Origin of the sequence: Rodentibacter myodis (assembly GCF_001999305.1) — a bacterium.
In the GTDB taxonomy this organism is placed as follows: Bacteria; Pseudomonadota; Gammaproteobacteria; order Enterobacterales; family Pasteurellaceae; genus Rodentibacter; species Rodentibacter myodis.
Window position 1 is genome coordinate 30,979 of the sequence record NZ_MLHQ01000011.1, and the last position, 24,669, is coordinate 55,647.

Sequence of the window (24,669 nt, forward strand, 5' to 3'; positions counted from 1 at the left end):
GGTATTTTAGGGATTAATCATCCCTTTGGCTATGCATAAAATTGATTTTTTCAATGCCAAGATTTCGCTACAATATGCCGCCGAAAATTCAAGAGCGTTGTTGAGGGAATATGCGAAAAGGTCGATGTTTTGCCTTGGTTGGTTTTTTGCTGGTAGGGGGATTTTTACCCTGCCTTGGTGGCTTACGCCCAAATGGGCGGAACGACTGGCAAATACTTTTTTAATGCCGGAATATTCACTACAACTCTCTCAAACTTGGACAATCAACCACAAGGGATGGCAAATACCATAACTAAACTAATAGAAACAATAACTTACCAATATTTCAAACACCTACAAAAGCAAATAATCGCAAATAAAAGTAAATATCAGACAGAACCGCCAGCCAATCGCCACTAAAAATAAGAAAAAAGCACAAGGGATTTTGCGAAAAACAATCCCTTTTTGTCCTAGCACATTTTTAGAAAGCTGTTTTCATTTTTAGAAAAAATCGGTTGTTTTTAGAAAAACTTTCTCCGTTTTGGGAAAAACTACTGCGCAGGATTAGAAAGTGGATTGAATTTGACCGCACTTTCTAAATGTGAAGGAGCAAAATGCGCATAACGCATTGTCATTTCAATCGTTGAATGTCCAAGTATTTCTTTCAAAACTAAAATATTCCCCCCGTTCATCATAAAATGGCTTGCGAATGTATGGCGTAAAACGTGGGTTAATTGCCCTTTGGGTAACTCAATTTCAGCCCGAAGTACCGCATTTTCAAAGGATTCATAGGCATCTTTAAACAACCGCCCACGTTTTCTAGGCAACATATCAAATAATTCTTTACTGATTGGCACGGTGCGATTTTTCTTTGATTTCGTATTAATAAACGTAATTTTATAAGGCATCACCTGTGATTGTGTCAGCGTTTCCGCCTCACGCCAACGCGCACCGGTCGCCAAACAAATGCGAACAATCAACCCCAAATCAGGGTTGCGGGAATTGTCGCACTCCACAAGTAAACGATAAATATCACGTTCATATAAAAACGCCAATTCCGTGTCCCGCTCTTTAAACAAGCGAACGCCTTCAAGTGGATTATCCCCCTTCCACTTCCGCAACGATTTCAACTCATTAAACACCGCCCGCAAATAGGCGTGTTCACGGTTTACTGTTGCCTCTTTGGGCGGGCGATTTTTATTGGTGGAAAACTCCCCATTAAGGCGGCGTTTGCGATAATCCGCAAATACTTCCGCATTAAATTCATTGGCAGGCGGATCGCCCAAGTGCGTACAAAGATTTTTCAGTTTCGCAAGACGTGCCTCACCGTCTGAAAGCGTTTTGCCGTGCACATCAAACCATTCTTGCACATAAAAACTTAGTGCCGGCAAATCATCGGATTCAGCGACAAAAACACCGACAGAATCAACCGCACTTTCTGTCGGTGCTTTCGCTTGATTATAAAAACGAAGAGCATCGCCTTTGGTTAAAAACCACTTGCGCGTGCGCTTGCCATTTACATAAACTTCTGCAAGCCATTTACCGCTTTTTGTATCTTTACGAACAGCCATTTAATTCTTGATATTTTTCACTAATTTTATTTGAAAGTTCTTCTGTTAATTTTAGGTATATATCAATTTCTTTATTTAACTCACATAGATGTATGGATTTAATCGAAAATCTGCTTAAAGGATTAATCTTTATATGAAACTCTTTCATAAAATGAATAGATTTAATTACTTCATTAAAATCTTTAAATTCAATAATATTAATTAAGAATAATTTATACCGATAAATACTAATATCTAGATCTTTGTTTAAAATGTTATCAAAAGTCCACAACATAGTGTCGTTATAAGTCTTAAACCGGGCGATATGATTTATTGCATCATTGCACATTGACTTTAGGCTATTTAAAAGAGGTTTAATGCTGTCCATTTCTCTTATCAATTCACCTTGCACATCATCAATTTTACTTATAATTGCATTTTTATTTTGTTCTTGAGCTTGATATGCAGCCTTTTTAGCATAACTTGCAGCTTTCCAAGTACCAATCAAAATCCCAACCGTACATCCTGCCATAACCCAATCAGTAAATTTTATCCCTTGAAAAATAGAAAACTGAAAGATATTGATTACACACGCCACCGCAAATGCGATCACAAACGGATACACAATTAACCACAATAAAAAATCTATTACAGGTGATTTTGATTCATCATTAAGAAATTTTTTCAAAGTATTTAGCACTATCGTTTTTTACACCCATCACGAATTTCACGCATTTCTTTTGCATTAAGCACAACATTTTGTGGAAGCACTTTATAAAGACTATTTGATGATGTGTCATAGAGTTGTCCATCAAAAATAAAAATAAATGTTTTATCCTTGATAAAAAACTCAAGATTTATGTAATCATCAAATTTTGACTCACTAATCATATATTGATTAGTTAATGTGTTATGATATTCAAGAGAAATATCAGGAATACGTTTACCTTTTGTTGATGTTTTATGGCTCTTTTTATCAAAAATTGAGCATTGCGCAGTAAATAAAAAGAAATCATTTTTAGATTTTCCAAAAGAAAAAGTAAACGCAGGTTTATCATTCATTGAGTAATCATCAGCAATGATATCGAACGGTTGATAATTGCCGGATTCAATCGAGCCAACAGCCAAAATAGATGAGGAAAATAAAAGACAAGTCAATCCGATTAATCTTTTCATCACACCTTCTCCATCTTCAAAATCACCTTCCCCACTACATCAATATCCGAAAGCTCACATTCAAAGCTGAATTTGCCACCGTCAACACGGATTTTTCCTGCCGGTAGCACAGTGATGTAACGGATAAGGTGGGAATTTTCCACAATGACGAAATAATCGCCATCAACCAAGTTGCCGTAATCACTTGTGGCAAAATATGTTTTGTTGTCTTCCTCAACACTAAACACTTTGTCGTAGCTTTCACGGCTATCTAAATTCGGTAAATATGGCAAAAGAAAGGGTTTATTCCCCATTATGAAAGATTTTCCATTTTCTAACTTAATAGAATGAAAATATTTCAAGTCCATAGAATTATCAAAAATTGGCTCTTCCCCAAAGGCGACATAGTCCAATCTTGCACCGGTTTCTTTCACGCAACGGATAACTAATTCAGCGGGGAAAAAACCACGAGAAGCCCAAGTGCCAAAGGTACTATGAGGCATTCCTAAATGTTCAGCAAGAAGTCTCCTATTAGCAAATCCATACGCTTTAACTATTCGGTTTATCACTTCTTTTCCACCGATCAAATCAAAATTTAACTCATTTGACACAAAATCACCTATTGACAACTCAATGAACACAGATATATTATTTGTGTGTCAAATGACACAAATATAATATATACGATTATTTACAAGACTAGGAGTGTAGTCAATGAACAATCAAAATGCAATTTGTATAAATATACAGATGGAACAGCCTTATATGACAAGAGAAGAGTTTGCTAAGAAATTAGATATCAGCCCAAGTATGGTCGATGAATTAAGAAAAGAAGGCGTGTTGAAATACTACAAAAGGAAAAATGCTCAAGGAAAAGAAACCAAAAACGGTTTAGTGCTGATTGATTTGGTTGCGATTGCCGTTCGTAACGCCAAAAACGCATTTGAACCCTAAACCGCACCAAAGTGCGATCAATTCCAAACAAGATTTTAGTTATATAAGGGGAAGAAAATGACTAAAACATCAACATTCAAATTCTTTATGCAAGAGATAATCGAAAACGACGATTTTTCACTTGAGCAAATAAAAAATATCACAGCAACAATTAGACAACCTATTCACGTTTCGTCAAACGTTCAATATACGGCAGAACCACATCAAGTAATTCGGGATTTGTTTGCTTCATTGCGTCAGCAAGCGCGTGAAACTCATTCTCCACATCATCAATCACATCAGGATGACGGGCAAGCCCACGCAACAAACAACCAAGCACGCGTTCTTGAATTCCCTGTTGTAACTGAAGTTGATAAAGCTGTGTTTGAATCTGTTCAAGCGTATTTAAGTTCTGATCGCTCATTGAATGCACTCCGTCATTTAAGTAACCGTTTATTTGTGTTGGCAAAAGCATACAACAAAAGCGGCAAATAACAAAGCGAGGCGCGGGCAATGTACGTTTCAGAAAGCAAAAGTGCGGTTGAACAATGGTATGAACAACACAAAATGCCATTATCCAACGCTAAAAATAGCGAAGAGGTCTTGCACGAAATGGCGTTAAGCAAATATGGTGTAGAACGTGCCTTTAATGGCTTAACCTACAAACAGCGCGAAACCCTCAAAGCCATTTCCGATATTGAACCGCTTGAAGACTACATCAACCCCGATTTATCCGGCGACAAACTTTGTCACTACAACAAAACAGGCATTACTAAATTGGCAGAAGGGCTAAAAACCATTGCTGCTATTCGTGCTGCGTTTCCAAAAGCCTTACGCCTTGCCGATTTCTTTTTAATCGACCCACACACAAGGGGGCAAAAATGAACAAACTCAATCCCGCAGGTTGTTTAAAGTCGGCCGGCAAATGGCGGGATAAATATCACCGCTACCGCACAAAATGGGAATATTTCAAACGCCAAAATAACGAAACCGCCGCCAATGCTATTTATCACAAAATGGTGATGGCATTAGATAACGTGAGCTATCTCACGAAAAAAGCCGAAGAACTCGCACATTAAGGAAAACACAATGCAAGAACACATTATTGAACTCTCAAATCGCTACGCCTTAAAACTAAGAAATGGGCTATATGTGCTTTATCAAATCACATTCAATGAAAACGGCACTTATGAACGCACCGGTGGGAAAGTCTGTAAAAACCTTCTTTCCGTGATTGATACCCTGATTTATTGCGAACTGGAAAAAGAAGAAGCCGCTACCCTAACGGAAATTGCCAAACAATTAGGCGCAATACAGGCGGAAGTGCAACGCATTGCCGAAATCCAACAGGAATATGCCCACGCTTAGGCAATTTTTTTAGGCAAAATCATTAATTCAATTCATATAAGAAAAGTATTTATAAAAACATTTAATTTAGAACAAGCATTACAAGGCGCACCGGTGCGCCTTAACAATGGCTTTAAAGCCTATGTCTTCGCCGATGTCAGCAATCTTGCACCTGGCGATCTCTACCCGATTATCGGTGGCTACGCTTACGAAGTACGCACGTTTAACGGTGAGCCGCGTAAATTCGTTTTTGGCGATGAACGTTGGACAAAAAAAGGCGAGGCAAGCAAAGTCAATCATCATTTTAACATTGCCGGAATGTGGGAAGACTAGGCAATGCAAACCACGTGGGAACAACAACGCGACACCAACATCGCCGCCAAACAAGCACATATGGCGGTGGTGTTGGCGGAACGTCATCAAGCGGCACAGCACGAAGCAGTAATGCCCCGTGTTATTTTGCCAAATGATGAAATAACCTACACCCCACTACAATTAGATTTATTTAACACCAATCCACAAGATTTTGATTACATTGAGCAAAAACTGGCAAAACTGCCCCGCCAAAGACAGCGCGAACATTTCCGCAAACTCTATCTCAATGCTTATCGTTCCGTTCAAGATGATGGTTCTATCGCTTTTTCACTAGGCAATAAACAACGCCGACACGCCAATAATTTCTTGCGTGAAGTGTTGGATGTGCGCCTTAAAAAAGTTCTTGAGCAATATCAAATCAATGTTCCCGACCTATTGGCATTTCACGCCGGTCGCGTGCAATGGTTGAATGAATTAAAAGCAGACATCACCGACAAGCAAGCACAGCCGGAACTGGAAAATTTTGAAAATGAGTTGGAATATCAAAAACTCAACACACAGCTTGCAATGCAAGCGAAGAAAAAACAAGGCAAAAGCGAGTTGCCCTTTTATTTAATTGGGGAAACCAAGTTAAAAGAAATTGCCGCAAAATTTGCCGATGAATTTATTAAATTACAAATTGATTGCGTGAATATTTATCACGTATTAAACCCACAATCCCTCAATCACGAAGAATTAACGGCGTGTTTTCTGGCCCTTTATAAAAAGTGCGGTCAAATTGCGTTAAGTTTTGGTTTTCGCCTGCCACATTGGGAAAAAATCGAAAAAAACAAAACCCCAAAAGGTGAACAAGTGGACGTGGTACTGGAAAAAGTCTGCTGCGAGAAATATTGGTTTAAACGTATGCGCGGCATACAAAAGCAAATGGTGGAACATATCGCCATTGCAAGCGGTGAAGTGCGCAAAGGCGTAAGTAGCTATATCTCTTTCTATGGGTTAAACCAATGGATTAATCAACAACGCAAGAATTACGACTACTTGCGTGCGATGATTTTAGAAAATGTGGAAAACCCCGAAGAACAAATTGAACTGTTCGACACCTTTATTAAATCTTCTGCCTGCCCTGCCATTCGCCGCATTGAATTAATGAACCGTTGGCGCGGTGTGGAAATTTGGGCAGATCATAACGGCTACATTGGGCTATTTCTCACCTTAACCGCGCCTTCAAAATACCACGCCGTATTAAGCAAAAGTGGGGAAAATAACCCCAAATGGAACGGTAGCAGCCCAAAACAAACCCACAACTATTTAAACCGTGTTTGGCAGCAAATGCGCGCCATTTATAACAAACACAAAATGGTGAAATTTGGCATTCGTGTGGCAGAACCGCATCAAGACGGCACACCGCACTGGCACATTTTGGTTTATGTAAAACCGGAACACAAAGACGAATTTATTGAAATTTTCCGCCGCAAAGCCCTTGAAGAAGACGGGGACGAAAAAGGCGCGGCAGAAAACCGCATTGATGTGAAAGAGTGCGATAAAGAACGGGGTTCTGCCACCGCTTACCTTGTGAAATATGTGTCAAAAAATATTGACGGTTTCGCCTTAGACAACGAAACATCAGACGAAGATCCCGACTTAAATTTAAAACTCAACGCCAAACGCGTGCGTGCTTGGGCGAGTACACATCGCATTCGCCAATTCCAATTTTTCGGTGCCGGCACAATCGGCATTTATCGTGAATTACGCCGCTTAATCAACGGACAATGCGAAGACGAAATCACCGAAAAAGCCCGTCTTGGTTGTGATTTGGGCGATTATGCTTTTTATTTTGACTTACAAGGCGGCGCGGAAACCCCACGAAGCGAACAGCCATTACAACTGGACTACGAAGAAAAAGAACCAAATCAATACGGTGAAAAACGCAAAGCCGTAATTGGGGTGAAGAATAAATTCACCGATTACGCCGTGAAAACCCGTCTTAAAAAATATGTGATTAAAAAACGCCCGAAAGATTTTACACCTCGCTCGGTTGAGCGGAGCGAAACCGAAAAAAGCGGGCTTTGCCCGCCTTGGACTTGTGTCAATAACTGTAACCGCTCAAAAATTGAGCAAAAAATAAAACAGTTATTGATCCCGATTTGTGCGCCATTAAATGAACAAAAATTAGACTATTTATTCAGGTATAAACGGCTAACGATTGATAAATACACCGCCCTTGAATTGAAAGATAACGATGTGCAGTTAGTTAAACGTAATCAACATATGATTGTGTCGCTTACCCCTACGCCAAGAAACATCCAAAAATTGAAAGCCTTACATAAAAATCAACGTACTCAATAGGAGAAACATTATGAAAAAACGTAAACAGAAACAAATGCAACGACTACTTGCGGCAAAACAGGCTGAAAAGTGCGGTCAAAAATGCAGTCAAATTGAGCTGAAAAATTTACAAGGGCAAGTTTGGGATCTTGCTATCCAATCTCAACAGACGGTAAATCAAATCAAAACCCACGGCGAAACATTAAGACTATGCAACCGCTTTTTCTCAAAAGAAATTCAGCGACTTGAAAAACGCCTCACAACCGATCGTATTGGTGACACATTACTCAATTTGCTTGGGGGAATGATTGGTGGGATTGTCGGTGTGTTTATGTGGATTTTGTGTATTCTTTGAGGGGAAATATGAACAAATCCAACACTAAAAAATCAGACAAGGATTTATGGGCGACACCTTGGTGGGTGTTCCATTATGCCGAATATTATTTCGGCATAAAATTTGATCTTGATGCCTGTGCAATGGCACACAACACAAAAGTAAAAAACTTCATCACGCCGGAACAAAACACGCTGATAGCAGATTGGAAAGGGCGTTATGTTTGGATGAATCCGCCTTATTCAAATCCACTGCCTTTTGTATTGCGTGCGGTACAACAAAGCGTGTTACACAATAAAACCGTGGTGATGTTGCTAAATGTGGATAGCTCCACAAAATGGTTTGATGTTTGCCTGCGAAATGCAAAAGAAATCGTGTATATCACCAATTCCCGCATTCCCTTCATCAATAATGAAACAGGCGAAGAAACCGACCAAAACAATAAACCGCAAATGTTGGTGTTATTTGAACCCAAAGCCCCTTACGACAGTTTGAAATCGTCTTATGTGTCGTTGCACGAGATGAAAGAAAAGGGAACATTACAATAATTTTTCAATTATCAAATAAAAAAAGTAGGTGTTATACACACAAAATAATTGACTTGATTTTTAAAGTAGGTATAATACCCACCATAGAAAGACAACACAGGAGACAAGGTGGACAGCAAAGCAGCAATAAAAATGATCGAGGCGGACGGTTGGTATTTAGACAGAGTAAAGGGCAGTCATCATCAATACAAACATCCGACAAAATCGGGAACAGTAACGATTCCCCACCCAAGAAAAGACTTGGGACATTTAGAAAAAAGTATTAAAAAACAAGCGGGGCTATAAGCCCCCTTTGAAGAATAGGAGAAAAAATGCTATATCCAATTTGTATTGAAAAAGTCAGCGATGGTTATGTGGTATCTGTGCCGGATGTGCCGGGTTGTTTTTCTGCCGGTGATACCTTATCAGAGGCAATGTTAAACGCAAAAGAAGCCATTGCTTTTCATATTGAAGGAATACTAGAAGACGGCGAAGAAATGCCAAAATCGAACCCAATAGAACAATATATTAATCACCCGGAATACAAAGATTTTATTGTGACAGTGGTTGATGTTGATTTATCTCATCTAATGGGGAAAGCCGAAAAAATTAATATTACCGTTCCGTCATTATTATTACACCGTATCGATCAATTTGTTGCAACCCATCCGGAGTATAAAAATAGAAGCAACTTTTTGGCACAATTAGCCACAAATAAATTGCTTTCTGCATAAAATAAAGCCGCTATTTCTAGCGGCTTTTCTCATCATCTAATAGCTTTCGCAAATTGGCTTTTTCCTCTTTGGAAAGTTTACCCAAAACCAATGCTAACAACTTGTCTTTTGTCAGTTTACTACTTCTTGTGGTGTGGCTAAATTCCATATTCATCACAAAACGATGACCACAAAGGGGATTTTTACAGGCACAATAATAACGGGTGAAATCACTGTGTATCCGTTCAGCTCTTTCTATCACCGATTTTGTATCGCAAACTGCGCAATAAATATCTGTTGTTCTTGCCATTTTCCCCAAAACCACAAAATAAATCAGTGTTTATCATTATATAGATCACTGTGGTTTTGTATAGTATTTGATCGGGGATTTATTTTGTAAAATTTGGCTCACGAAACTTGATTTTTAATAACGTTTTGATTTCGGGGTCATTATTTATAGACTCCGCAATAATTTCTTGTAATGGCAACACTTCATCATAGTGATACACCTCACGATATTTCAACGGATCGCCAAGCCCTGCCGTATTGGTCGGAATAATGCCGCTTAATCCGGCCGGAAAGCGATGTGCGGTTAAAACATCTTGTGCAGAAATGTTTTTAATATTGGCAAACTCATCTTTTGTGCCGGTATCTCCAATCGGAATGACTTTCAAACCGTCCGGATGACCGTTGGCAATATTCACAAACATTGATCGGAAATTCCCAACCCCTTTTGATTCACCAATCTTTTTTGCAATTTCTTCTTCCATATCTTCCGTTAAATCGGGATCAGTCGAATACAAAATAAAGCCCATATGCGCACCGTTGCTAAAATAACGACGGCGAAACACAGTGGCATCGGAATTTAACAATGCGGATTGAATACCGCCTACATAATCAGGCGATCCATAAACCTGTTGCATTGGGTCGTAAAGTTTAATAAAGATAATATCCCGTGCATCGTAGCGATAAACCTCTTGCGCTGTATCATAAAGGGATTTTTTCATCAAATAAGAATAGCCACCGTCTTTACGCACACGCAAATAGAGGCCCGATAACGGCACAAGGCGCACCACTTGTCCAAATCCATTACGTATTTTCAATAACCCAACATCACCAAACTGAATGAGATTCAAACAAAGCGCACGCATTTCTACTTTAGATAAGGCTTTACCGCCCTCATAGGTTGCACTCACCATATTCGCACGGCTATGTAAAATCCCACCGTGTTGTGCGTTTTGGTGGGGCAATTTTGCTAACGCGTGGCGGTTCACCGGAGGCAAATAACAGTTATAATTTTCATCAAACCCAATCCCCACATAATCCAATGCCGGAGAGGCGGTGATTTCATTTAATGAAAAAGTGCGGTCATTAATCGGTGCAATCACCATCGGTTTATTTTTCTTTATTTTTATATTATTTTTCACTTAATACACTCCATCCACGGCGTTTACGTGGTTTATCACTTAATGATTTTTTATTAATAGCATTGCAGATCGCAAAAAACACATCGGCGTGCTGCGTTTTTACTGTACGTTCTGCCGTAAAAGTCATTGTATTGCCCGATTTGGTTGTTTGGTGCTTAATCATCAAAAAGCTCGGTACAATATCAATTTCTTTTTCGCTCCACTCAATTTGCCCGTGTTCCACGAGATCGTGGACTTTCAGCACCATACCCGTTTTGCTTTCGGGGTTGTAAATAATGGCGGTTGCCGCGCGGCGTGCAAATTCTTTCACTAATTCATACACCCCATAACCCACACCCGTTGCATCAATGCCGATGTAGGTCATATTGTATTTTTCATAAAGTTGGCGTATTTGATTGGCTTGATAGACATAAGAAAGCCCGTTCCATTGATAACGTGCCAACACGCGATATTTCTCGCCGGCAAGGGCAGGTGGGGCAACGATTACAAAACTTGCGCCATCCCCACTATGAGCAGGGTCAAAACCGCCCCATACTTCCCGCTCACCAAATGGGCGATCCGCTTTCGGGTCAAAATCCGCCCATTTCGCCGTATCAACACCACATTTTAAAAGTTGCTTAATATTAAAAATGGAATCCGCATCATCAATCCAAACACACATATAAAGCTGATTGAAGGCGTATTTGCTATAACGTTGTTTCAGTTTTTCAATGTTAAACAATGCCCCTGCACCGCCTTTGAGTGCATCTTCAATCGTCACCACATAACGCCACTGGCCGTCAGGACAAAGTCGCCCGCCGTCACGTAATTCGGCAAAAGTGGGGAACGGCACGTTTTTACGTTTCGGATCACCATCGCGCCAGTTGTCTCCACTCCAAAATGAATAGGATTCGTGGAATTTGGAAGACGGTGTACTGAAATAGGTTTCACGCCATTTTGCGTGTGTCGCCATTGCAGAGGCAACATCATTAAACCGCTGAAAATCACGAATCCACGCATATTCATCACCGTAAACGTGGCCGCTATTCCCCTGTGAAGTATTTTTGTTGGTTGATAAAAAGTGCAATTCCGCCCCGTTACTTAAAATAATCGGATTGCCGGTCAGTTCTACCCCGAAATATTCACGCGCCATTTTTACAATGTAATTTTTGAAAATTTCTGCCTGCCGCTTACTTGCCGAAAGAAAAATTTGGTTATCACCGGTAAAAATAGCATCTTCCAACGCCTCAAAACTAAAATAATAGGTCGCACCAATTTGGCGGCTTTTCAGAATATTGCGTACATCGTGGTGTTTATTGGCACGAATATGTTTTTGATAATCAAATAGGGAATCAATAAACGGCTGACACATCTCGGGCGTGACGTGGGAAATATCATTTTTTACCCGTTTTTTCTTCTTGCGTTCGTCACCGCCTCCACTGTCGGCAAAGTCGCGTTCACTATTAGAAACTTCCGCAAAATTGACCGCACTTTTTGTCGGCACTTTGGCAAGTTGCGCTGCCCGTTGCTTTTTATACTGAATGTCTTTATCAATCAGTGCCTCAAGTTCTTTGATTTCTTGATCGCTTTTATTTTCACGTTCCGTCAACGTGATAATGCGTAATGCGATCAGTTCTTCAATACCGCTTTCACTGATTAAATTTCGCCAGTTGTATTTTTCCGCCCAATAGTAAATCGGGCGTGTGCTATTCAGTTTTAATTCCGCCGCAATCTCTTTTGGTGTGTATTTCTTCAAATAAAGAAACTTAGCGGCATAAATCACTTCATCATCATAGCGTTTTGTTTTTCTTATTCTTAGCTTTGATTCCGTCATATTCTTTGTTGCTGTTGCTGTTGCTGTTGCTGTTGTTGTTGTTGTGTTGGGCGTATTGTGGCAACAAAAACAGCAAAAATTTAATGGCAAAAATTGGATATGTTCGGATATGGTCGGTTATCCGCTTATATCCGAACATATCCGAATTTTGCAAAGTGATTTTAGAAAAAAGATCGGCAAAAATGGCGGCACTTGAAAAACATACCTTTCCCCAAAGGTTCAACAAAATGAATAAAAGCAAACTCAAAACCGATTTTATTTGCATTGCCACATCGGGCTATACCGTGGACGGCCGCCAAATTACCGCGCAAGAATTGCACGAAATGGCAGAAAGTTATGATCCGAATCATTACACCGCCAATCTTTGGTTAGAACACCGCCGTTATTTTAGTTGCGGTCAAGTATTAGAGTTAAAAGCCGAAGATCAAGAAAACGGCGAAACCAAATTATTTGCCGTGATTGCTCCAAACCAAGAATTGATCGATTTAAACCTTGCCGGTCAAAAATTATTTACCAGCGTAGAAATTATGCCGAATTTCCGTAACACCGGAAAAGCCTATTTATATGGCTTAGGTGTAACCGATTCCCCGGCATCCGTTGGCACAACAAAACTGGATTTCTTCAATGTAGAACAAAACGGCGCAGTTTTTGGCGAGTTCGTCAAAATTGACTTTGCCGTAAAAAATGAGGCAGACGAAGAAAAAATGGTACGCAGTTTTTTCAACGCCATCACAAAATTCTTTTCATCTTCCGAGCAAATCGAGGAAGAAAAAACAACTCCCAATAACAACAATAATAAAGAGGAAAAAGCAATGGATGAAAAACAATTCGCACAATTACTTGATGCGGTAAATGGTTTAAGCCAAAAAGTGGATAACCATTTTTCGGCAACACAAGAAACCAAGCCGGCACAAGAAGCGAAACAGGAAGAACAAAAACCGGAACAACCGCAAGGCGTTACGGCGGAGCAGTTCAATCAACTTTTAACCACGGTGCAAAATCTTGATAAAAAATTCAATGAATTAAATCAAGAAAAAACACCAGTGCCAAACGGTGTACCGGAAGCAACCCAAACGTTTAATATGGCGGTGTAAACAATGAAATTAGAAACTCAAAAAGTATTAAAAGAATTTTTCTCAAATGTTGCCGGTTATTACGGCGTAGATGCAGAACGCATCGAACAGGGTAAAGAATTTTCGGTTGAAGCCAACAAAGAAATTCACCTATTGGACAACATTCAGAAAAAAGCCGACTTCTTGCAAAAAATCAATTATATGCAAGTGGATGAACTGAAAGGGCAATTAATATTCGGTGCAACCGAAGGAATGATTACCGGGCGTAAGAAAACCGCACGTTTTTATGGCGAAGCTGAACCAAGCGGCTATGGCTACGAATGTGTTGAAACCGATTCAGGAATTTTAATCCCGTGGCCGCGTTTAGATCAGTGGGGCAGTCTTGCACCACAATTTGCCCAACGTTGGGCGGATTTTGTACAACGCCAAATCGCCTTAGATGAATTAAAAATCGGTTTCTATGGTGAAAGTGTTGCCGAAAATACAAAAGATGCCGAAGGTAAAGATGTCAACAAAGGTTGGATGCAATTTGCCCGTGATAACAAAGCAACTCAAGTCTTAACCGGTGGTAAAACCGACAATATCATTCGCATTTTTGGTGCAAACGCCGATTACAAAAACTTAGATGAACTTGCCTACGATCTAAAACAAGGCTTACACGAACGCCACCGCGATGCAGGTGATTTAGTGTTCCTTGTGGGGGCGGATTTAGTGGCAAAAGAAGCGAGTACCGTTTACCGCGGCAATAGTTTAATTGCCACCGAAAAAGCGGCATTAAATACCCACGATTTAATGAAAACCTTTGGTGGTATGCCTTCAATGATCGTGCCGAATATGCCGGGACGTGCGGCGATTGTAACAAGTTTGGATAACTTATCCATTTACACTCAAAAAGGTTCTATCCGCCGTAGTTTCCGTGAAGATCAAGAGGTGAAAGCCATTAAAGACACCTATTACCGCAATCAGGCTTACGCCGTGGAAGATTTAGGCAAATTCGCCGCAATCGAATTCAAAAACGTGAAATTGGAAGACGAACAATAAAGGCAAATCAAAATGGGAATGCGAGATTTTCAACGCCGAATGCAGGCATTAGCACAAATTAATCAAACCACAGAAAACCACACACAACAAAGTGCGGTTGCCACACAGGGTAAAGATTATGCCGTACTTGAAATTGCCTGTAAAAACGATGTAAACGCCGTACGTGCATTCCCAACACGAGCCGAAAAGAACGACTACAAACGCAATCGCTTTTTACCAAAGTGGTTGCCGTTTGTTGAACAATATTTTGAACAAGGAACAATCTATCAAAATGATTATTTGGTTTATTGCATTGTGTATTTGTTTGACATTGCTGATTTTGACCGAGCCTTGTCACTGGCTGAAAAAGCAATTTTACAAAATCAAGCAATGCCGGAAGGGTGGCAAACCACCTTACCAAACTTTGTCGCCGACCAAATCTACAACTGGACAGACAAAACCGCCGCAGCCGGTCAATCCGTTGAGCCATATTTTGCACAAACTTTTAAAAACGTGGCGACCCAATGGCAACTACACGAAATTGTCAAAGCAAAATGGCTAAAACTGGCAGCGGCCCTGCTCTTACGCACCCCACAGGGCAAAGTACAGGCAAGTGGGATTGATGATGCCGAAACCCTCGTACTTGCCATTCAACTGTGCAACCGCGCTTTCCAATTAAACCCAAAAGCCGGTGTAAAAAATATGATTGAACGTTGCGCAATGCGTTTAAATGCATTGGCAAAAGCGGGCGAATATGATCCCAACAGTCTTCCCCAAGTGGCGGGCTTGAGTTTGAAACAAACCCAAATTGATTTTGACAAGGTGATTGAAAAACTCACAGCCCGCCCACTCTTAAACAATGATAACGGGGGAGAGAATGTTTAACGGCAGAACACAAGATTATGACGACACCGTAATAAGCAATAGTGGCTTTTGGTGTGATGTGTCGATCGAAGAGTTTCAAAAACAACGTGCTATTCCCCTGCAAATTCCGGTGGAAATGGTGAAAACCGTCTTAGTTGCCGCAATGCAAGGCGTTAACCTTGATTTGGTTACGGTGGAAGAAAATTATCGCCAAAGTGCGGTCAATTCTGTGCGAGAAATTTCAAGCCAAAGTATTAATGGCGAAAACTACGCGGAAACCCTTTACAAAAAAGCGGTATTCGCTCGCGCTAAAGCGGAATTATTACCGGAATTTAACACCCTTTCAGGGCGGGAAATTCATCAAAATCGTGAATACGTGGCAGAACAAAAAAGCCTATTAGCGGAAGCAACCCACGCTATTCGCACCTTAAAAGGCAAAAAACGGGGATCAGTATGGCTACTGTAAAAAAGATGTTGTACCAACAATTAACAGATTTCCTGCTCACCAAGCTACCGAAACGCTATCACGGCAATTTTTATAGTTGGATTGAAGACGGCAAATTACTCAATGAAGGGCGACAAGTTACCGATAACGGAATAGAAGTGTGCCATTTGTCCTACAACGGCGTATTTCACTTTGAGGCGTTGCCATTCAACGAAATTTCACCGGCTTATTTAATGGCATTTATTCAAGTATGGGTAAACGAAAACGATCCAATGCGGGATATTTTAGGTTATGACGAAATCCCCTTTGATTTAGACATTATTGACGATAACACCGCAGATGTCATTTTTACCATTGCTTTTCGTGAACCACTCACGGCAATGAAGTTCAGCAAAGGCGAATTACAAATTGATGGTGAAAATTATCGGTTAGATAACATTGAGGTGTTTACCGCTGCTGAAATTGATCTTGTTGTAAGGATTGAAAATGAAAATTCAAATGGGGATCGATAGAAACGATTTAAAAAAGTTTCTGAAAGATCTTGAAATTATCGCACTCCCCGATAAGAAAAAACGTGAAATTCTTATTCGATCTTTGCAGATGATTAAACGCCAAGCAGTAAAAACTGCATCAAACCAACGTGATCCTATGGGAACAGGTTGGAAAAAACGCAAAAACGGTACGGCAAAAATGCTACGCCGCATTGCAAAACTGGCAAATAGTAAAGCGGAAAAAAACAAAGGGGCATTGTTCTATAAGCAAAAACGAACTGGTGAAATTGCACAAGAACATCAAGAAGGGATTCCACACTTATTCAAAAAAACGGAATTTACCGGAAAAAATAAAGGTGGCATAGGTTCCGACCCCTGCACCTTGCGCCAAGCGAAAAAATTAAAAGATTTAGGTTATACCGTAGCAAACGGTAAAACAAAAGGGGGCAAAGCAAAACGCAGAAAGCCCACATTAAGTGAAATTCGTAGCACTTTATCACGTGCAAAAGCGAGTTTAATTATTCGTAAGTTAGAAGAAAAAAACGGAATGAACCCAAGTAAACATTTAACACAATGGATTATTCCAACAGAAAAACGGGCTTTCTTAGATACACGTGATGAAGAAAACGCCAAAATTATTTTGGCAGAAATTCAAAAATATACCCAAAAACAACAATAAGAGGACAGTAAAAAATGTTCCCATCCGTACAAATTAACGCCCTTAATCAATTAAGCGGTGAATCCAAAGAAATTGAACGCCACGCGTTGTTTGTTGGCGTGGGTGAAGTCAATGCCGGCAAACTGTTGGCACTTACACCCGATTCGGATTTTGACAAAGTCTTCGGTGAAACGGAAACCGAGTTAAAAAAACAAGTGCGTGCGGCAATGTTAAATGCCGGTCAAAACTGGTTTGCCCACGTTTACATTGCGCAAGAAGAAGGTTACGACTTTATTGACTGTGTCAAAAAAGCCAATCAAACCGACTCTTTTGAATATTGTGTCAATACGCATTATTTGGGCGTAGATAAAGTAGCGATCAATAAGCTGCAAGAATGTTATGCGGAATTATTAGCGAAATTTGGTCGCCGCACATTCTTCATTCAAGCCGTGCAAGGCATTAACCGTGATGAATCGGACGGTGAAAACTGGGAGCAATATGTGCAAAAGCTCACTACATTGCAACAAACCCTCGTTGCCGATCACGTGTGCTTAACGCCGTTACTTTTTGGCAATGAGGCGGGGGTATTGGCGGGGCGTTTGGCAAATCGTGCCGTGACCGTTGCCGATAGCCCGGCACGGGTGCAAACAGGGGCATTAGTTAGTCTTGGCAATGCAGAAAAACCGTTAGATAAAGACGGCAATGAATTAACTCTTGCGCATCTTAAATCGCTAGAAAGTGCGCGTTATTCCGTGCCGATGTGGTATCCGGACTATGACGGCTATTACTGGTCGGATGGTCGCACATTGGACGTAGAAGGCGGTGATTATCAAGTCATTGAAAACGTGCGGGTGGTTGACAAAGTGGCGCGCAAAGTGCGGTTGTTAGCGATTGCCAAAATTGCCGATCGTTCCTTTAATTCCACTGTATCCAGTACGGAATATCACAAAAGCTATTTTGCCAAACCGCTGCGTGATATGAGTAAATCCGCAACCATTAACGGCAAAGATTTTCCGGGTGAATGTATGCCGCCAAAAGATGATGCCATTACGATTGTTTGGCACAGCAAAACCAAAGTTACGCTTTACATTAAAGTGCGTCCTTATGATTGCCCGAAAGACATCACGGCAAACATTTTCTTAGATTTAGAAAGTTTAGGAGATTAAAAAATGGAACGAATCAGCGGAATGAGTTTTGACTTTTATTTGTTCGGTTTCCCGATTCACGCCGAATCGATCAGCCTGTCTATCACCGATAACAGCGCAGTAGCATTAACTCGCGGTATTCCCGATGGTTGGGTAAGTGGTGATGTGGCGGCAGAAGGTGAAATTGAATTAGATGAAAAAAACTTTAACAAAATTGCCACGGCCGCCGCTGCATCCGGTAGCTATCGCAGTATTCCGGAAACGGATTTCACCTTTTTTGCTATGCGTGGCGGTGTACGTTCAAAAGTAGAAACCTTCGGCAACAAACTTATTTTGACCGATATTTTGAATATCGATCCAAAAGGCGGGGCAAAAACCACGAAAAAAATTAAATATTTTGTGACAAGCCCCGATTTTGTACGCATTAACGGCGTGCCGTATTTATCCGATGAAGACACTCGCGATCTTATCGGCTAACCCAATTTAGGCGACCGATCGTGCTGACGTATAACAACAATAAATCTAAGCAAGTGCGGTCGGTTTCCTAAATGTTTTGAGGGATTTTTATGAGTAATAAAGTAGATGGCGTAACGCCCTTTGTCGGTTCAATAATTGCGCTTATTTCAAGTTTAACCTTGGGCGAATGGTATGCATTATTCGGGATTTTGTTCGGCGCAATTTCCGTATGGATAGCTTACCGAAAATACAAAGAAGATGTTGCCGTTCGTAAAGAAGAATTGGCTTACAAAATGTTAGTGGCAAAAATTGAAGCAAAAAAATTAGGAATTCATACCGATGAGTAAAAAATTTGGTGCAATGATTGTTTGTTCGGCAATCGCCGTAGCGGCGGCATTTTACACACAGCAGGAAAATTTACCCAAACACGAACAAAACCAAGTCAGCCTTCAAGCGGTTCATATGATTGTAAATTTAGAAGGTTGTACCCGCAATCCTTACAAATGCCCTGCTGATGTATGGACGAATGGTGTGGGCAACACCCACAACGTTGATAAAAATAAAATTCTCACTATTGATGACGTGGCAACGGATTTACGGCGAAACATTAAAGAGGCGGAAAATTGTATCAATGCGGATTTTAACGGTAGAAAGATGAACCAAGGACAATATGATGCAATGGTGTCATTAGCCTTTAATGTGGGATGTGGCAACATCAAACATTATTACAACAAAAAATTAGGTAAATCAGTACAAACCACCCTTTACCGTGCCGCTAATGCAGAAAACTGGGAATTAATGTGCAATCACATTTCCGATTTCAACAAAGCCGGTGGCAAAGTGTTGAAAGGCTTGCAACGCCGCCGGGAAAAAGAAAAAGCAATGTGTTTGGGGAAGTAAATGAATTTTAAACCACTTTTAATCGGCTCATTGCTTATTGTATTTGTTGGGGCTATTGGTTCTGCCTTGCATTACAAAAAACAAGCGGAAACAACCGCACTTTTATTAATGCAAAGCGAGCAAACCCTCAAACAAAATGTGGCAATGTTACAACGGTATGAAAGCCAAAATGCCGAACTTACCGCCCAATTAAACCGAGCGAACAAACAAGCCGAATTACGCCGGCAACAACTAAAGGACGTGCTAAACAATGCAGAAAATAAAATTTGGAGTGATGGGCGTGTGCCTGCCGATGTTGCTGGCGTGTTCAACAACCGAACCAAAACCAAATAATTTACGGCTAATTTGCCCGCAAACTACCGAATGTCGCCCATTACAGGTGAACATTCAAACTAACGGCGATTTAGCCGAAGGATTAAATCAGGCGTTAGAACGTCTTGAAATTTGCACCGTGGCTTATTCCGCCATAAACAAGTGCATCACCGATTTTAATAACCAAAATAGAAACCAAAAGGAAAACTAAAATGGAAAAAACACAAGCGCAAACCTTACTTGAAAAACTCACCGGCAATCTTAAAGATTCTGTGGTGTTAAATATTGCCGGCACGGATTTCACCTTTATTCGTGATAACAGTGCTTTCGATCAAATGATCAATGATATGGGCGAACGCAACAAAGTCACCCCATTCAAAGATTACTTGTTGGCAATCGTGGCACGTGAACAAAAAGCAGAATTACTTGAAATTATCAATGTGCCGGGCTTGGCAATGAAAATTGCAGGTAAAGTTAATGAAATCTTTGTACCGGAAATTGACATTACCGTAAAAAACTAACCGCGCGTGTGGAAAGCATTGAACGCAATGGTTTATCACAAGCCATTGCGTTGCGTATGCACTACTTACCACACGCCGATAACAGCGATCACAACCTAGCACGCGCCATATGGCTGCATAAACAATATTTTGAACAACAGGCAAACGCCGTGGCAAGCGGTATCGCCAAGGTATTTTAGGATTTAATTAATGGCAATTCAGGGGCTTGAATACATCATCAGCTTAACGGATCAACTATCAGCACCGCTTAAGGGCGTGATGAAAAGTATCGATCAATTAGGCAAACGTGGTGAAGATGCAATGAAACGCATCGGGCTAGGTGCTGCCGGTGTAATTGCAACGGGAGCGGCATTAAAAAGTGCGCTTGATCCTGCCATTGATTTTAATCGTGCTTTGAATGAAATCAAAGCAACTGGGCGGGACGAAAAAGGACTTAGCAAAATCACTGATTTCGCCCTTGATTTTTCCGCAACTTATGGCGGGGCAGCAACCGATGTAGTTAACTCAACCAATGAAATTGCCCGTGCTATTGACGGTTTAACGGATAGTGAATTAATCGCCTTTTCCAAAAGCTCAAATATCTTAGCTAAAGCTACCGGTTCTGATGTTAAAGCGATGGGTTCTTATATTTCCCAGTTATACGGCATTTTTGGTGATGAAGCGGCAAAAATTGGTAAAGAAAAATGGGTTGAGCAAATTTCAGCACAAGCCACCGTAACGGCAAATAAATTCAAGTCATCGGGCGAATCGTTAATGCAGGCTTATACCAATTTAGGTTCTTCTGCTAAAGATCACGGTATTAAAACTGCAGAGCAATTCGCCATTATTGGTAACTTGCAAAACGTATTTGAAGGTGGGCTTGCCGGGACAAAATATGCCGCATTTCTGAATGGTGCGGTAAAAGCACAGAAAAAACTCGGACTTTCTTTCCTTGATTCACAAGGAAAGATGTTACCGATTATTGATATTCTGCAAAAAATCAAAAGTAAATATGGTGAGTTAAATTCAGAAAATTTATACGAACTGCAAAAAGCCTTTGGGACAAAAGAAGCGGCGCAAGTCATCAATAATCTTTTGCCGAAAATAGATTCATTAAAAGCCGATATTGCAGAAATCGACAAAATGAAAACCCTTGATGATGCCATCGCAATATCAAAAACGGTGACAGATTCGTGGATGCGTTTTCAAGCGATTTTTCAAAATATTCAAATAGCCATTGGCACACAGGTTTTAGCAAAACTTGAACCGATTATGAACAGAATTGCCGATATGGGACAGGAATTTGTCAAATGGTTACGCACCTATAAAAATATCGCTCGTTGGATTGGCTATGTCGTGGGGGCATTAATTGGTTTCACCGGGTTAACCGCCGCACTCACCTTGATGAGTGGTGTTGTCTCTGCAATTGGTGTGGCATTCGCTTTTTTAATCAGTCCTGTGATGTTAGTTACCACCGCAGTGATTGCGTTAGGTGTTGTGATCTATAAAAACTATGCTGAATTTATGGAATTTATCGGCGGCTTTATTACCGGCTTTAAATTAGCGGGTGTCTCATTCGATCCTTTATTTTCTGCTTTCTCATTAGTATGGGGCGCGTTACAAAAAATAGGTGCAACGATTTGGCGCATTATGGGATTATTTAGTGGTGCATCCGATTCCGCATACACGTTCCAACAATTTGGTGTCGATCTGGGCTACGCATTAGGTGTGGTATTTAATACTATTTTTGATGTCATTGAGTTAGTGGCACACGGATTTAATTTTGTCGCAAATGTATTTGCTATTGTGACAAATGCATTAATTGAGGGTTGGACGGCAATTACAACACTTTGGGACAGCGATAAACCAATCGAAAGTTTCTTAAATATTGCAAAAGCATTAAGCAAAATTTTCTTAAAAGCATTTCGAGGTATCGTCAATTCATTTACCGAAGTGATCAACTTTGTTATCACGAAAGCTAATACCTTACCGGGCATCAATATTCCACTTATTCCGAAGTGGGAAGATCCGGATTTACCCCAAATTCCTCAAAATGTGACCGGGTTAAGCACATCAGTTGGTACACAAGTTCTACAAATGCAAAATCAATTTGGTGCATTGAATGCTATTCCAAAACTTGAGTTAAATCCAACACAAAAATTTGAATTAGGCGAACAAACTAAACCTCAATTAACAAAAATGCCTAATGGTTCTGTAACTAAAACACTGACACAAAATCAACACACAACCAAAAATATTAATTATGGTGGCGTAACCATTCACTCAAATAATGGTGAAAAAGTATGGCAAGAAATGCGCAATCGTGAACAACTTGCAGCGGGGTGATAAATGGAAAAACTTTATTTCGATCTGCTTATCACCGGTGAAGACATTACGTTAGATAGTGGCAATCAACCCATTATTTGTAATAACCGTATATCCATTGCGCAAGATATTAAGCACGCCATTTTAGAAAGCGGGCTTGCCACACAATTAATTGCCGAGCGATCCCGCATTTTACGCCGAGATATTATTTTGCAGATGGTGCTTTTGGTTGAAGAAGATGTGCGGTTGATCCCCGGTACGGTATCCATTATTGAAGAAAAATTAGGGCAATTATTCATCACTGCCGATACTTACGAATTTGGACGATTAGACGAATTGGAGTTACGTCTCAATGAGTGAAGATTTTAAACAAATGCTAGCCGAAAGCGGCTTACCAACGGAAGAAACGGAAATTCGACAAGAATTTGAACGTTTAACGGCTCAAGAAGGCTTAATCACCAATACGTCAAGAATGTCGCCATTTTGGCGTTTGGTCACGGCGATCGCAGTTAAACCGGTGAAATGGTTAACTGATCACCTGATTACGGAAATTTTGCCAAATTTATTTGTTAAAACCGCGAAAGACAGTTGGTTACAAATTCAAGCGTGGGCGGTGGGGTTAGATTTTAAACCGGCTACCAAAGCCGAGGGAGTAATCCATTTCACCAAAGAAAGTGATGTAACGGAACTCACCGTCAAAGCAGGGACGATTGTACAAACCGAACGCATTAACGATGTTATTTTCCGCCTTGTGGTGACCCAAGACACGGTGATCCCTAAAGGGGCATTACGCGGCCCTGTCCCCGTGATTGCCGAACAAGCAGGTGCAAATTATAACCTCGCCGCCGGTTATTACCGTATTTTACCGGAATCTATCTCCGGTATAAGTGCAGTCGAAAATTTAGAAAATTGGCTGACTTCACCCGGTGCAGATCGTGAAACCAATGATGAATTGCGCGAACGCTATCGCACCCAATTTTCAAGCGTAGGACAACACCACATTGACAGCGTTTATAAAGGAATGATTGCCAAAGTTGCCGGATTGTCGATAGATAGAATTTATTTTAAACACGATGCGCCACGTGGTCCTGCAACGGCGAATGCATATTTATTACTTGACACGGGCATAACCAGTCAGCCGTTTATTGATAAAGTCAATCACTATGTGCGAGACGAAAACAATCACGGACACGGCGATGATTTACTGTGCTTTGCAATGCCGGAAACAAAACATAATTTAACTTGTTCCATTTATTTTCATCCGTCAATTTTTGTCGGTGAGGTACGAAAACAAGAAATTTTACAACAGGTTGAAAATATGATCCGTTGCGCATTTCGTGAAAATAATAATTATAAGGTGACAAAAACTTACCCGTTTACCCGTTTTAGTTGGTCGAAATTAGGGGAAGAAATCCACGACAGCATCAACGAAATAGCCTCGATCGTGTGGGGGCAAGCAGATATTCAAAGCGAATTAACGATCCCACGCATCCGACAATTAAATGTCACTATTCAACGTTAAGGGAAAACAATGAAAATAAAATTACCCTTTTGGATGGATAAAGGCGAACTAAACAAAATCGCCGTGCTATTTGGTAAATGGTGGGATTATGTTTTAAGTGCGGTCAAATTTCCTTTCAATATTTTAGATGAAGAAAAATGTAGCGAGCGCATTTTAAATTTAATTGCCTATCAACGTGATATAGAACGTTTTGAGGGTGAACCCTTAGAATTATTCCGAAAACGGGTGAAATATGCCTTTTTGAATGCAAAAGATGCGGGCAGTAAAGCGGGGTTTATTCGTATCTTTGAACGATTAGGGATCGGCTATGTAGAAATTGAAGAACGTTTTGACTTAGAAAACTGGGATGTCATCAAAATTCGCTTGAGCGATTCACAGTTGGCAAAGAAAACCGAATTACTCAATTTAATCATTCGTAAATACGGCCGCACTTGTCGCCGCTACACTTTTGAAGTAATCACAAAAGAAACCGTGGCAATTTACCACGGCGAATTTAACCAAGATTACCAAAGTTTTTACGTGAAAGTGAATTAACCAATA

The 24,669-nt window shown here is 40.5% G+C and carries 37 protein-coding genes; 29 read left to right on the forward strand and 8 right to left on the reverse strand.

The features are described 5' to 3' along the window. Positions 1–25 precede the first annotated feature (25 nt). Positions 26–292: a hypothetical protein gene (locus BKL49_RS05035; protein WP_158074784.1), complete on the forward strand. Its 267-nt coding sequence runs from the start codon at positions 26–28 to the stop codon at positions 290–292. A gap of 238 nt (positions 293–530) precedes the next feature. Here BKL49_RS05035 and BKL49_RS05040 read toward each other — a convergent pair whose 3' ends face one another. Genes BKL49_RS05040 through BKL49_RS05055 form a run of 4 tightly spaced genes read right to left on the reverse strand, consistent with a single transcriptional unit; the run spans position 531 to position 3,295 of the window. After that, positions 531–1,550: a site-specific integrase gene (locus tag BKL49_RS05040; protein WP_077423528.1), complete on the reverse strand. Its 1,020-nt coding sequence runs from the start codon at positions 1,548–1,550 to the stop codon at positions 531–533. After that, positions 1,537–2,217: a hypothetical protein gene (locus BKL49_RS05045; protein ID WP_143530813.1), complete on the reverse strand. Its 681-nt coding sequence runs from the start codon at positions 2,215–2,217 to the stop codon at positions 1,537–1,539. The genes BKL49_RS05040 and BKL49_RS05045 overlap by 14 nt, the downstream gene beginning before the upstream one ends. Before the next feature lie 11 nt (positions 2,218–2,228). Next, positions 2,229–2,705: a hypothetical protein gene (locus tag BKL49_RS05050; protein WP_077423530.1), complete on the reverse strand. Its 477-nt coding sequence runs from the start codon at positions 2,703–2,705 to the stop codon at positions 2,229–2,231. Then, positions 2,705–3,295, reverse strand: coding sequence for a phage repressor protein CI (locus tag BKL49_RS05055; RefSeq protein WP_077423531.1), 591 nt, complete (start codon positions 3,293–3,295; stop codon positions 2,705–2,707). Before BKL49_RS05055 ends, BKL49_RS05050 begins: the two co-directional genes overlap by 1 nt. A gap of 103 nt (positions 3,296–3,398) precedes the next feature. On the opposite strand from BKL49_RS05055, the gene BKL49_RS05060 reads away from it, so the two are divergent. Then, positions 3,399–3,638, forward strand: a complete 240-nt coding sequence (locus BKL49_RS05060) for a MerR family transcriptional regulator (RefSeq protein WP_077423532.1) — start codon at positions 3,399–3,401, stop codon at positions 3,636–3,638. A 160-nt stretch (positions 3,639–3,798) separates the two neighbouring features. Here the strand turns inward: BKL49_RS05060 and BKL49_RS05065 are convergent, their stop codons facing one another. Next, entirely contained in the window at positions 3,799–4,041 is a 243-nt protein-coding gene (locus tag BKL49_RS05065; protein ID WP_077423533.1) for a hypothetical protein, read from the reverse strand. Between the two features lie 89 nt (positions 4,042–4,130). On the opposite strand from BKL49_RS05065, the gene BKL49_RS05070 reads away from it, so the two are divergent. The 9 genes from BKL49_RS05070 (at position 4,131) to BKL49_RS05110 (ending at position 9,199) form a co-directional block, all read left to right on the forward strand. Beyond that, positions 4,131–4,502 carry a hypothetical protein gene (locus BKL49_RS05070; RefSeq protein ID WP_077423534.1) on the forward strand — a complete coding sequence of 124 codons (372 nt, stop codon included), beginning with the start codon at positions 4,131–4,133 and terminating at the stop codon, positions 4,500–4,502. Further along, positions 4,499–4,696, forward strand: coding sequence for a hypothetical protein (locus BKL49_RS05075; protein WP_077423535.1), 198 nt, complete (start codon positions 4,499–4,501; stop codon positions 4,694–4,696). The genes BKL49_RS05070 and BKL49_RS05075 overlap by 4 nt, the downstream gene beginning before the upstream one ends. A gap of 10 nt (positions 4,697–4,706) precedes the next feature. Beyond that, positions 4,707–4,985, forward strand: a complete 279-nt coding sequence (locus BKL49_RS05080; protein ID WP_077423536.1) for a hypothetical protein — start codon at positions 4,707–4,709, stop codon at positions 4,983–4,985. Positions 4,986–5,078: 93 nt separating this feature from the next. Continuing rightward, positions 5,079–5,297: a hypothetical protein gene (locus BKL49_RS05085; protein WP_244151958.1), complete on the forward strand. Its 219-nt coding sequence runs from the start codon at positions 5,079–5,081 to the stop codon at positions 5,295–5,297. 3 nt (positions 5,298–5,300) lie between these two features. Beyond that, the gene (locus BKL49_RS05090; RefSeq protein WP_077423538.1) at positions 5,301–7,625 is read left to right on the forward strand and encodes a replication endonuclease; all 2,325 of its coding nucleotides are present in this window, start codon (positions 5,301–5,303) and stop codon (positions 7,623–7,625) included. Between the two features lie 10 nt (positions 7,626–7,635). Further along, the gene (locus BKL49_RS05095; RefSeq protein ID WP_077423539.1) at positions 7,636–7,959 is read left to right on the forward strand and encodes a hypothetical protein; all 324 of its coding nucleotides are present in this window, start codon (positions 7,636–7,638) and stop codon (positions 7,957–7,959) included. An 8-nt stretch (positions 7,960–7,967) separates the two neighbouring features. Continuing rightward, entirely contained in the window at positions 7,968–8,486 is a 519-nt protein-coding gene (locus BKL49_RS05100; protein ID WP_077423540.1) for a phage N-6-adenine-methyltransferase, read from the forward strand. A 108-nt stretch (positions 8,487–8,594) separates the two neighbouring features. Beyond that, complete coding sequence (locus BKL49_RS05105) at positions 8,595–8,771, forward strand: type II toxin-antitoxin system HicA family toxin (protein ID WP_077423541.1); 177 nt, start codon at positions 8,595–8,597, stop codon at positions 8,769–8,771. 26 nt (positions 8,772–8,797) lie between these two features. Next, the gene (locus BKL49_RS05110) at positions 8,798–9,199 is read left to right on the forward strand and encodes a type II toxin-antitoxin system HicB family antitoxin (protein WP_077423542.1); all 402 of its coding nucleotides are present in this window, start codon (positions 8,798–8,800) and stop codon (positions 9,197–9,199) included. A gap of 16 nt (positions 9,200–9,215) precedes the next feature. On the opposite strand, the gene BKL49_RS05115 is transcribed toward BKL49_RS05110, so the two are convergent. The 3 genes from BKL49_RS05115 to BKL49_RS05125 form a co-directional block, all read right to left on the reverse strand. Further along, on the reverse strand, positions 9,216–9,488 hold the full coding sequence (locus BKL49_RS05115) for an ogr/Delta-like zinc finger family protein (protein WP_077423543.1): 273 nt from the start codon (positions 9,486–9,488) through the stop codon (positions 9,216–9,218). A 79-nt stretch (positions 9,489–9,567) separates the two neighbouring features. Further along, on the reverse strand, positions 9,568–10,569 hold the full coding sequence (locus BKL49_RS05120) for a phage portal protein (protein WP_425271872.1): 1,002 nt from the start codon (positions 10,567–10,569) through the stop codon (positions 9,568–9,570). Between the two features lie 25 nt (positions 10,570–10,594). Next, entirely contained in the window at positions 10,595–12,418 is a 1,824-nt protein-coding gene (locus BKL49_RS05125; RefSeq protein WP_077423545.1) for a terminase ATPase subunit family protein, read from the reverse strand. A 227-nt stretch (positions 12,419–12,645) separates the two neighbouring features. Between BKL49_RS05125 and BKL49_RS05130 the strand changes: the two genes are divergently transcribed. From BKL49_RS05130 to BKL49_RS05210, 18 genes are all read left to right on the forward strand, one after another. Continuing rightward, positions 12,646–13,512: a GPO family capsid scaffolding protein gene (locus tag BKL49_RS05130; protein WP_077423721.1), complete on the forward strand. Its 867-nt coding sequence runs from the start codon at positions 12,646–12,648 to the stop codon at positions 13,510–13,512. 3 nt (positions 13,513–13,515) lie between these two features. Further along, positions 13,516–14,532, forward strand: coding sequence for a phage major capsid protein, P2 family (locus BKL49_RS05135; RefSeq protein WP_077423546.1), 1,017 nt, complete (start codon positions 13,516–13,518; stop codon positions 14,530–14,532). A 12-nt stretch (positions 14,533–14,544) separates the two neighbouring features. Next, positions 14,545–15,396, forward strand: coding sequence for a phage terminase small subunit (locus BKL49_RS05140; protein WP_077423547.1), 852 nt, complete (start codon positions 14,545–14,547; stop codon positions 15,394–15,396). Continuing rightward, positions 15,389–15,841, forward strand: a complete 453-nt coding sequence (locus tag BKL49_RS05145) for a head completion/stabilization protein (protein ID WP_077423548.1) — start codon at positions 15,389–15,391, stop codon at positions 15,839–15,841. The genes BKL49_RS05140 and BKL49_RS05145 overlap by 8 nt, the downstream gene beginning before the upstream one ends. After that, the gene (locus BKL49_RS05150; RefSeq protein ID WP_077423549.1) at positions 15,829–16,332 is read left to right on the forward strand and encodes a phage tail protein; all 504 of its coding nucleotides are present in this window, start codon (positions 15,829–15,831) and stop codon (positions 16,330–16,332) included. Before BKL49_RS05145 ends, BKL49_RS05150 begins: the two co-directional genes overlap by 13 nt. Beyond that, entirely contained in the window at positions 16,307–16,990 is a 684-nt protein-coding gene (locus BKL49_RS05155) for a hypothetical protein (RefSeq protein WP_167367117.1), read from the forward strand. The genes BKL49_RS05150 and BKL49_RS05155 overlap by 26 nt, the downstream gene beginning before the upstream one ends. A gap of 14 nt (positions 16,991–17,004) precedes the next feature. Then, on the forward strand, positions 17,005–18,135 hold the full coding sequence (locus BKL49_RS05160; RefSeq protein ID WP_077423550.1) for a DUF2586 domain-containing protein: 1,131 nt from the start codon (positions 17,005–17,007) through the stop codon (positions 18,133–18,135). Positions 18,136–18,138: 3 nt separating this feature from the next. Further along, positions 18,139–18,591 (forward strand): phage protein, encoded by a 453-nt coding sequence (locus BKL49_RS05165; protein WP_077423551.1) that lies wholly within the window; start codon positions 18,139–18,141, stop codon positions 18,589–18,591. A gap of 89 nt (positions 18,592–18,680) precedes the next feature. Beyond that, positions 18,681–18,917 (forward strand): HP1 family phage holin, encoded by a 237-nt coding sequence (locus BKL49_RS05170; protein ID WP_077423552.1) that lies wholly within the window; start codon positions 18,681–18,683, stop codon positions 18,915–18,917. After that, positions 18,910–19,470, forward strand: coding sequence for a lysozyme (locus BKL49_RS05175; protein WP_077423553.1), 561 nt, complete (start codon positions 18,910–18,912; stop codon positions 19,468–19,470). Before BKL49_RS05170 ends, BKL49_RS05175 begins: the two co-directional genes overlap by 8 nt. Next, positions 19,471–19,803, forward strand: a complete 333-nt coding sequence (locus tag BKL49_RS05180; protein WP_077423554.1) for a hypothetical protein — start codon at positions 19,471–19,473, stop codon at positions 19,801–19,803. It abuts the gene before it with no gap. Continuing rightward, the gene (gene lysC, locus BKL49_RS12885) at positions 19,763–19,993 is read left to right on the forward strand and encodes an Rz1-like lysis system protein LysC (RefSeq protein WP_077423555.1); all 231 of its coding nucleotides are present in this window, start codon (positions 19,763–19,765) and stop codon (positions 19,991–19,993) included. The genes BKL49_RS05180 and lysC overlap by 41 nt, the downstream gene beginning before the upstream one ends. A gap of 1 nt (position 19,994) precedes the next feature. Continuing rightward, a complete protein-coding gene (locus BKL49_RS05190; protein ID WP_077423556.1) occupies positions 19,995–20,303 on the forward strand; it encodes a putative phage tail assembly chaperone in 309 nt (102 codons plus the stop codon). A gap of 8 nt (positions 20,304–20,311) precedes the next feature. Continuing rightward, positions 20,312–20,482: a DUF6890 family protein gene (locus tag BKL49_RS12310; RefSeq protein ID WP_158074785.1), complete on the forward strand. Its 171-nt coding sequence runs from the start codon at positions 20,312–20,314 to the stop codon at positions 20,480–20,482. 10 nt (positions 20,483–20,492) lie between these two features. Next, a complete protein-coding gene (locus BKL49_RS05195; protein WP_077423557.1) occupies positions 20,493–22,628 on the forward strand; it encodes a phage tail tape measure protein in 2,136 nt (711 codons plus the stop codon). Positions 22,629–22,631: 3 nt separating this feature from the next. Further along, complete coding sequence (locus BKL49_RS05200) at positions 22,632–22,967, forward strand: DUF2590 family protein (RefSeq protein WP_077423558.1); 336 nt, start codon at positions 22,632–22,634, stop codon at positions 22,965–22,967. Next, complete coding sequence (locus BKL49_RS05205; protein WP_077423559.1) at positions 22,960–24,129, forward strand: baseplate J/gp47 family protein; 1,170 nt, start codon at positions 22,960–22,962, stop codon at positions 24,127–24,129. Before BKL49_RS05200 ends, BKL49_RS05205 begins: the two co-directional genes overlap by 8 nt. A gap of 9 nt (positions 24,130–24,138) precedes the next feature. Further along, complete coding sequence (locus BKL49_RS05210; protein WP_077423560.1) at positions 24,139–24,663, forward strand: phage tail protein; 525 nt, start codon at positions 24,139–24,141, stop codon at positions 24,661–24,663. Positions 24,664–24,669: the final 6 nt, after the last annotated feature.

Bases quoted from the DNA above. Each gene is read 5' to 3' on its own strand.
- BKL49_RS05210 (WP_077423560.1), top strand. From the start codon at position 24,139: ATGAAAATAAAATTACCCTTTTGGATGGATAAAGGCGAACTAAACAAA.
- BKL49_RS05145 (WP_077423548.1), top strand. From the start codon at position 15,389: ATGTTTAACGGCAGAACACAAGATTATGACGACACCGTAATAAGCAAT.
- BKL49_RS05095 (WP_077423539.1), top strand. From the start codon at position 7,636: ATGAAAAAACGTAAACAGAAACAAATGCAACGACTACTTGCGGCAAAA.
- BKL49_RS05120 (WP_425271872.1), bottom strand. From the start codon at position 10,569: ATGGTGATTGCACCGATTAATGACCGCACTTTTTCATTAAATGAAATC.
- BKL49_RS05125 (WP_077423545.1), bottom strand. From the start codon at position 12,418: ATGACGGAATCAAAGCTAAGAATAAGAAAAACAAAACGCTATGATGAT.
- BKL49_RS05150 (WP_077423549.1), top strand. From the start codon at position 15,829: ATGGCTACTGTAAAAAAGATGTTGTACCAACAATTAACAGATTTCCTG.
- BKL49_RS05195 (WP_077423557.1), top strand. From the start codon at position 20,493: ATGGCAATTCAGGGGCTTGAATACATCATCAGCTTAACGGATCAACTA.
- BKL49_RS05160 (WP_077423550.1), top strand. From the start codon at position 17,005: ATGTTCCCATCCGTACAAATTAACGCCCTTAATCAATTAAGCGGTGAA.
- BKL49_RS05060 (WP_077423532.1), top strand. From the start codon at position 3,399: ATGAACAATCAAAATGCAATTTGTATAAATATACAGATGGAACAGCCT.
- BKL49_RS05205 (WP_077423559.1), top strand. From the start codon at position 22,960: ATGAGTGAAGATTTTAAACAAATGCTAGCCGAAAGCGGCTTACCAACG.
- BKL49_RS05115 (WP_077423543.1), bottom strand. From the start codon at position 9,488: ATGGCAAGAACAACAGATATTTATTGCGCAGTTTGCGATACAAAATCG.
- BKL49_RS05040 (WP_077423528.1), bottom strand. From the start codon at position 1,550: ATGGCTGTTCGTAAAGATACAAAAAGCGGTAAATGGCTTGCAGAAGTT.
- BKL49_RS05090 (WP_077423538.1), top strand. From the start codon at position 5,301: ATGCAAACCACGTGGGAACAACAACGCGACACCAACATCGCCGCCAAA.
- BKL49_RS05110 (WP_077423542.1), top strand. From the start codon at position 8,798: ATGCTATATCCAATTTGTATTGAAAAAGTCAGCGATGGTTATGTGGTA.
- BKL49_RS05100 (WP_077423540.1), top strand. From the start codon at position 7,968: ATGAACAAATCCAACACTAAAAAATCAGACAAGGATTTATGGGCGACA.
- BKL49_RS05065 (WP_077423533.1), bottom strand. From the start codon at position 4,041: ATGAGCGATCAGAACTTAAATACGCTTGAACAGATTCAAACACAGCTT.
- BKL49_RS05180 (WP_077423554.1), top strand. From the start codon at position 19,471: ATGAATTTTAAACCACTTTTAATCGGCTCATTGCTTATTGTATTTGTT.
- BKL49_RS05175 (WP_077423553.1), top strand. From the start codon at position 18,910: ATGAGTAAAAAATTTGGTGCAATGATTGTTTGTTCGGCAATCGCCGTA.
- BKL49_RS05080 (WP_077423536.1), top strand. From the start codon at position 4,707: ATGCAAGAACACATTATTGAACTCTCAAATCGCTACGCCTTAAAACTA.
- BKL49_RS05140 (WP_077423547.1), top strand. From the start codon at position 14,545: ATGGGAATGCGAGATTTTCAACGCCGAATGCAGGCATTAGCACAAATT.
- BKL49_RS05170 (WP_077423552.1), top strand. From the start codon at position 18,681: ATGAGTAATAAAGTAGATGGCGTAACGCCCTTTGTCGGTTCAATAATT.
- BKL49_RS05165 (WP_077423551.1), top strand. From the start codon at position 18,139: ATGGAACGAATCAGCGGAATGAGTTTTGACTTTTATTTGTTCGGTTTC.
- BKL49_RS05075 (WP_077423535.1), top strand. From the start codon at position 4,499: ATGAACAAACTCAATCCCGCAGGTTGTTTAAAGTCGGCCGGCAAATGG.
- BKL49_RS05050 (WP_077423530.1), bottom strand. From the start codon at position 2,705: ATGAAAAGATTAATCGGATTGACTTGTCTTTTATTTTCCTCATCTATT.
- BKL49_RS05190 (WP_077423556.1), top strand. From the start codon at position 19,995: ATGGAAAAAACACAAGCGCAAACCTTACTTGAAAAACTCACCGGCAAT.
- BKL49_RS05200 (WP_077423558.1), top strand. From the start codon at position 22,632: ATGGAAAAACTTTATTTCGATCTGCTTATCACCGGTGAAGACATTACG.
- BKL49_RS05070 (WP_077423534.1), top strand. From the start codon at position 4,131: ATGTACGTTTCAGAAAGCAAAAGTGCGGTTGAACAATGGTATGAACAA.
- BKL49_RS05155 (WP_167367117.1), top strand. From the start codon at position 16,307: ATGAAAATTCAAATGGGGATCGATAGAAACGATTTAAAAAAGTTTCTG.
- lysC (WP_077423555.1), top strand. From the start codon at position 19,763: ATGTTGCTGGCGTGTTCAACAACCGAACCAAAACCAAATAATTTACGG.
- BKL49_RS05130 (WP_077423721.1), top strand. From the start codon at position 12,646: ATGAATAAAAGCAAACTCAAAACCGATTTTATTTGCATTGCCACATCG.
- BKL49_RS05135 (WP_077423546.1), top strand. From the start codon at position 13,516: ATGAAATTAGAAACTCAAAAAGTATTAAAAGAATTTTTCTCAAATGTT.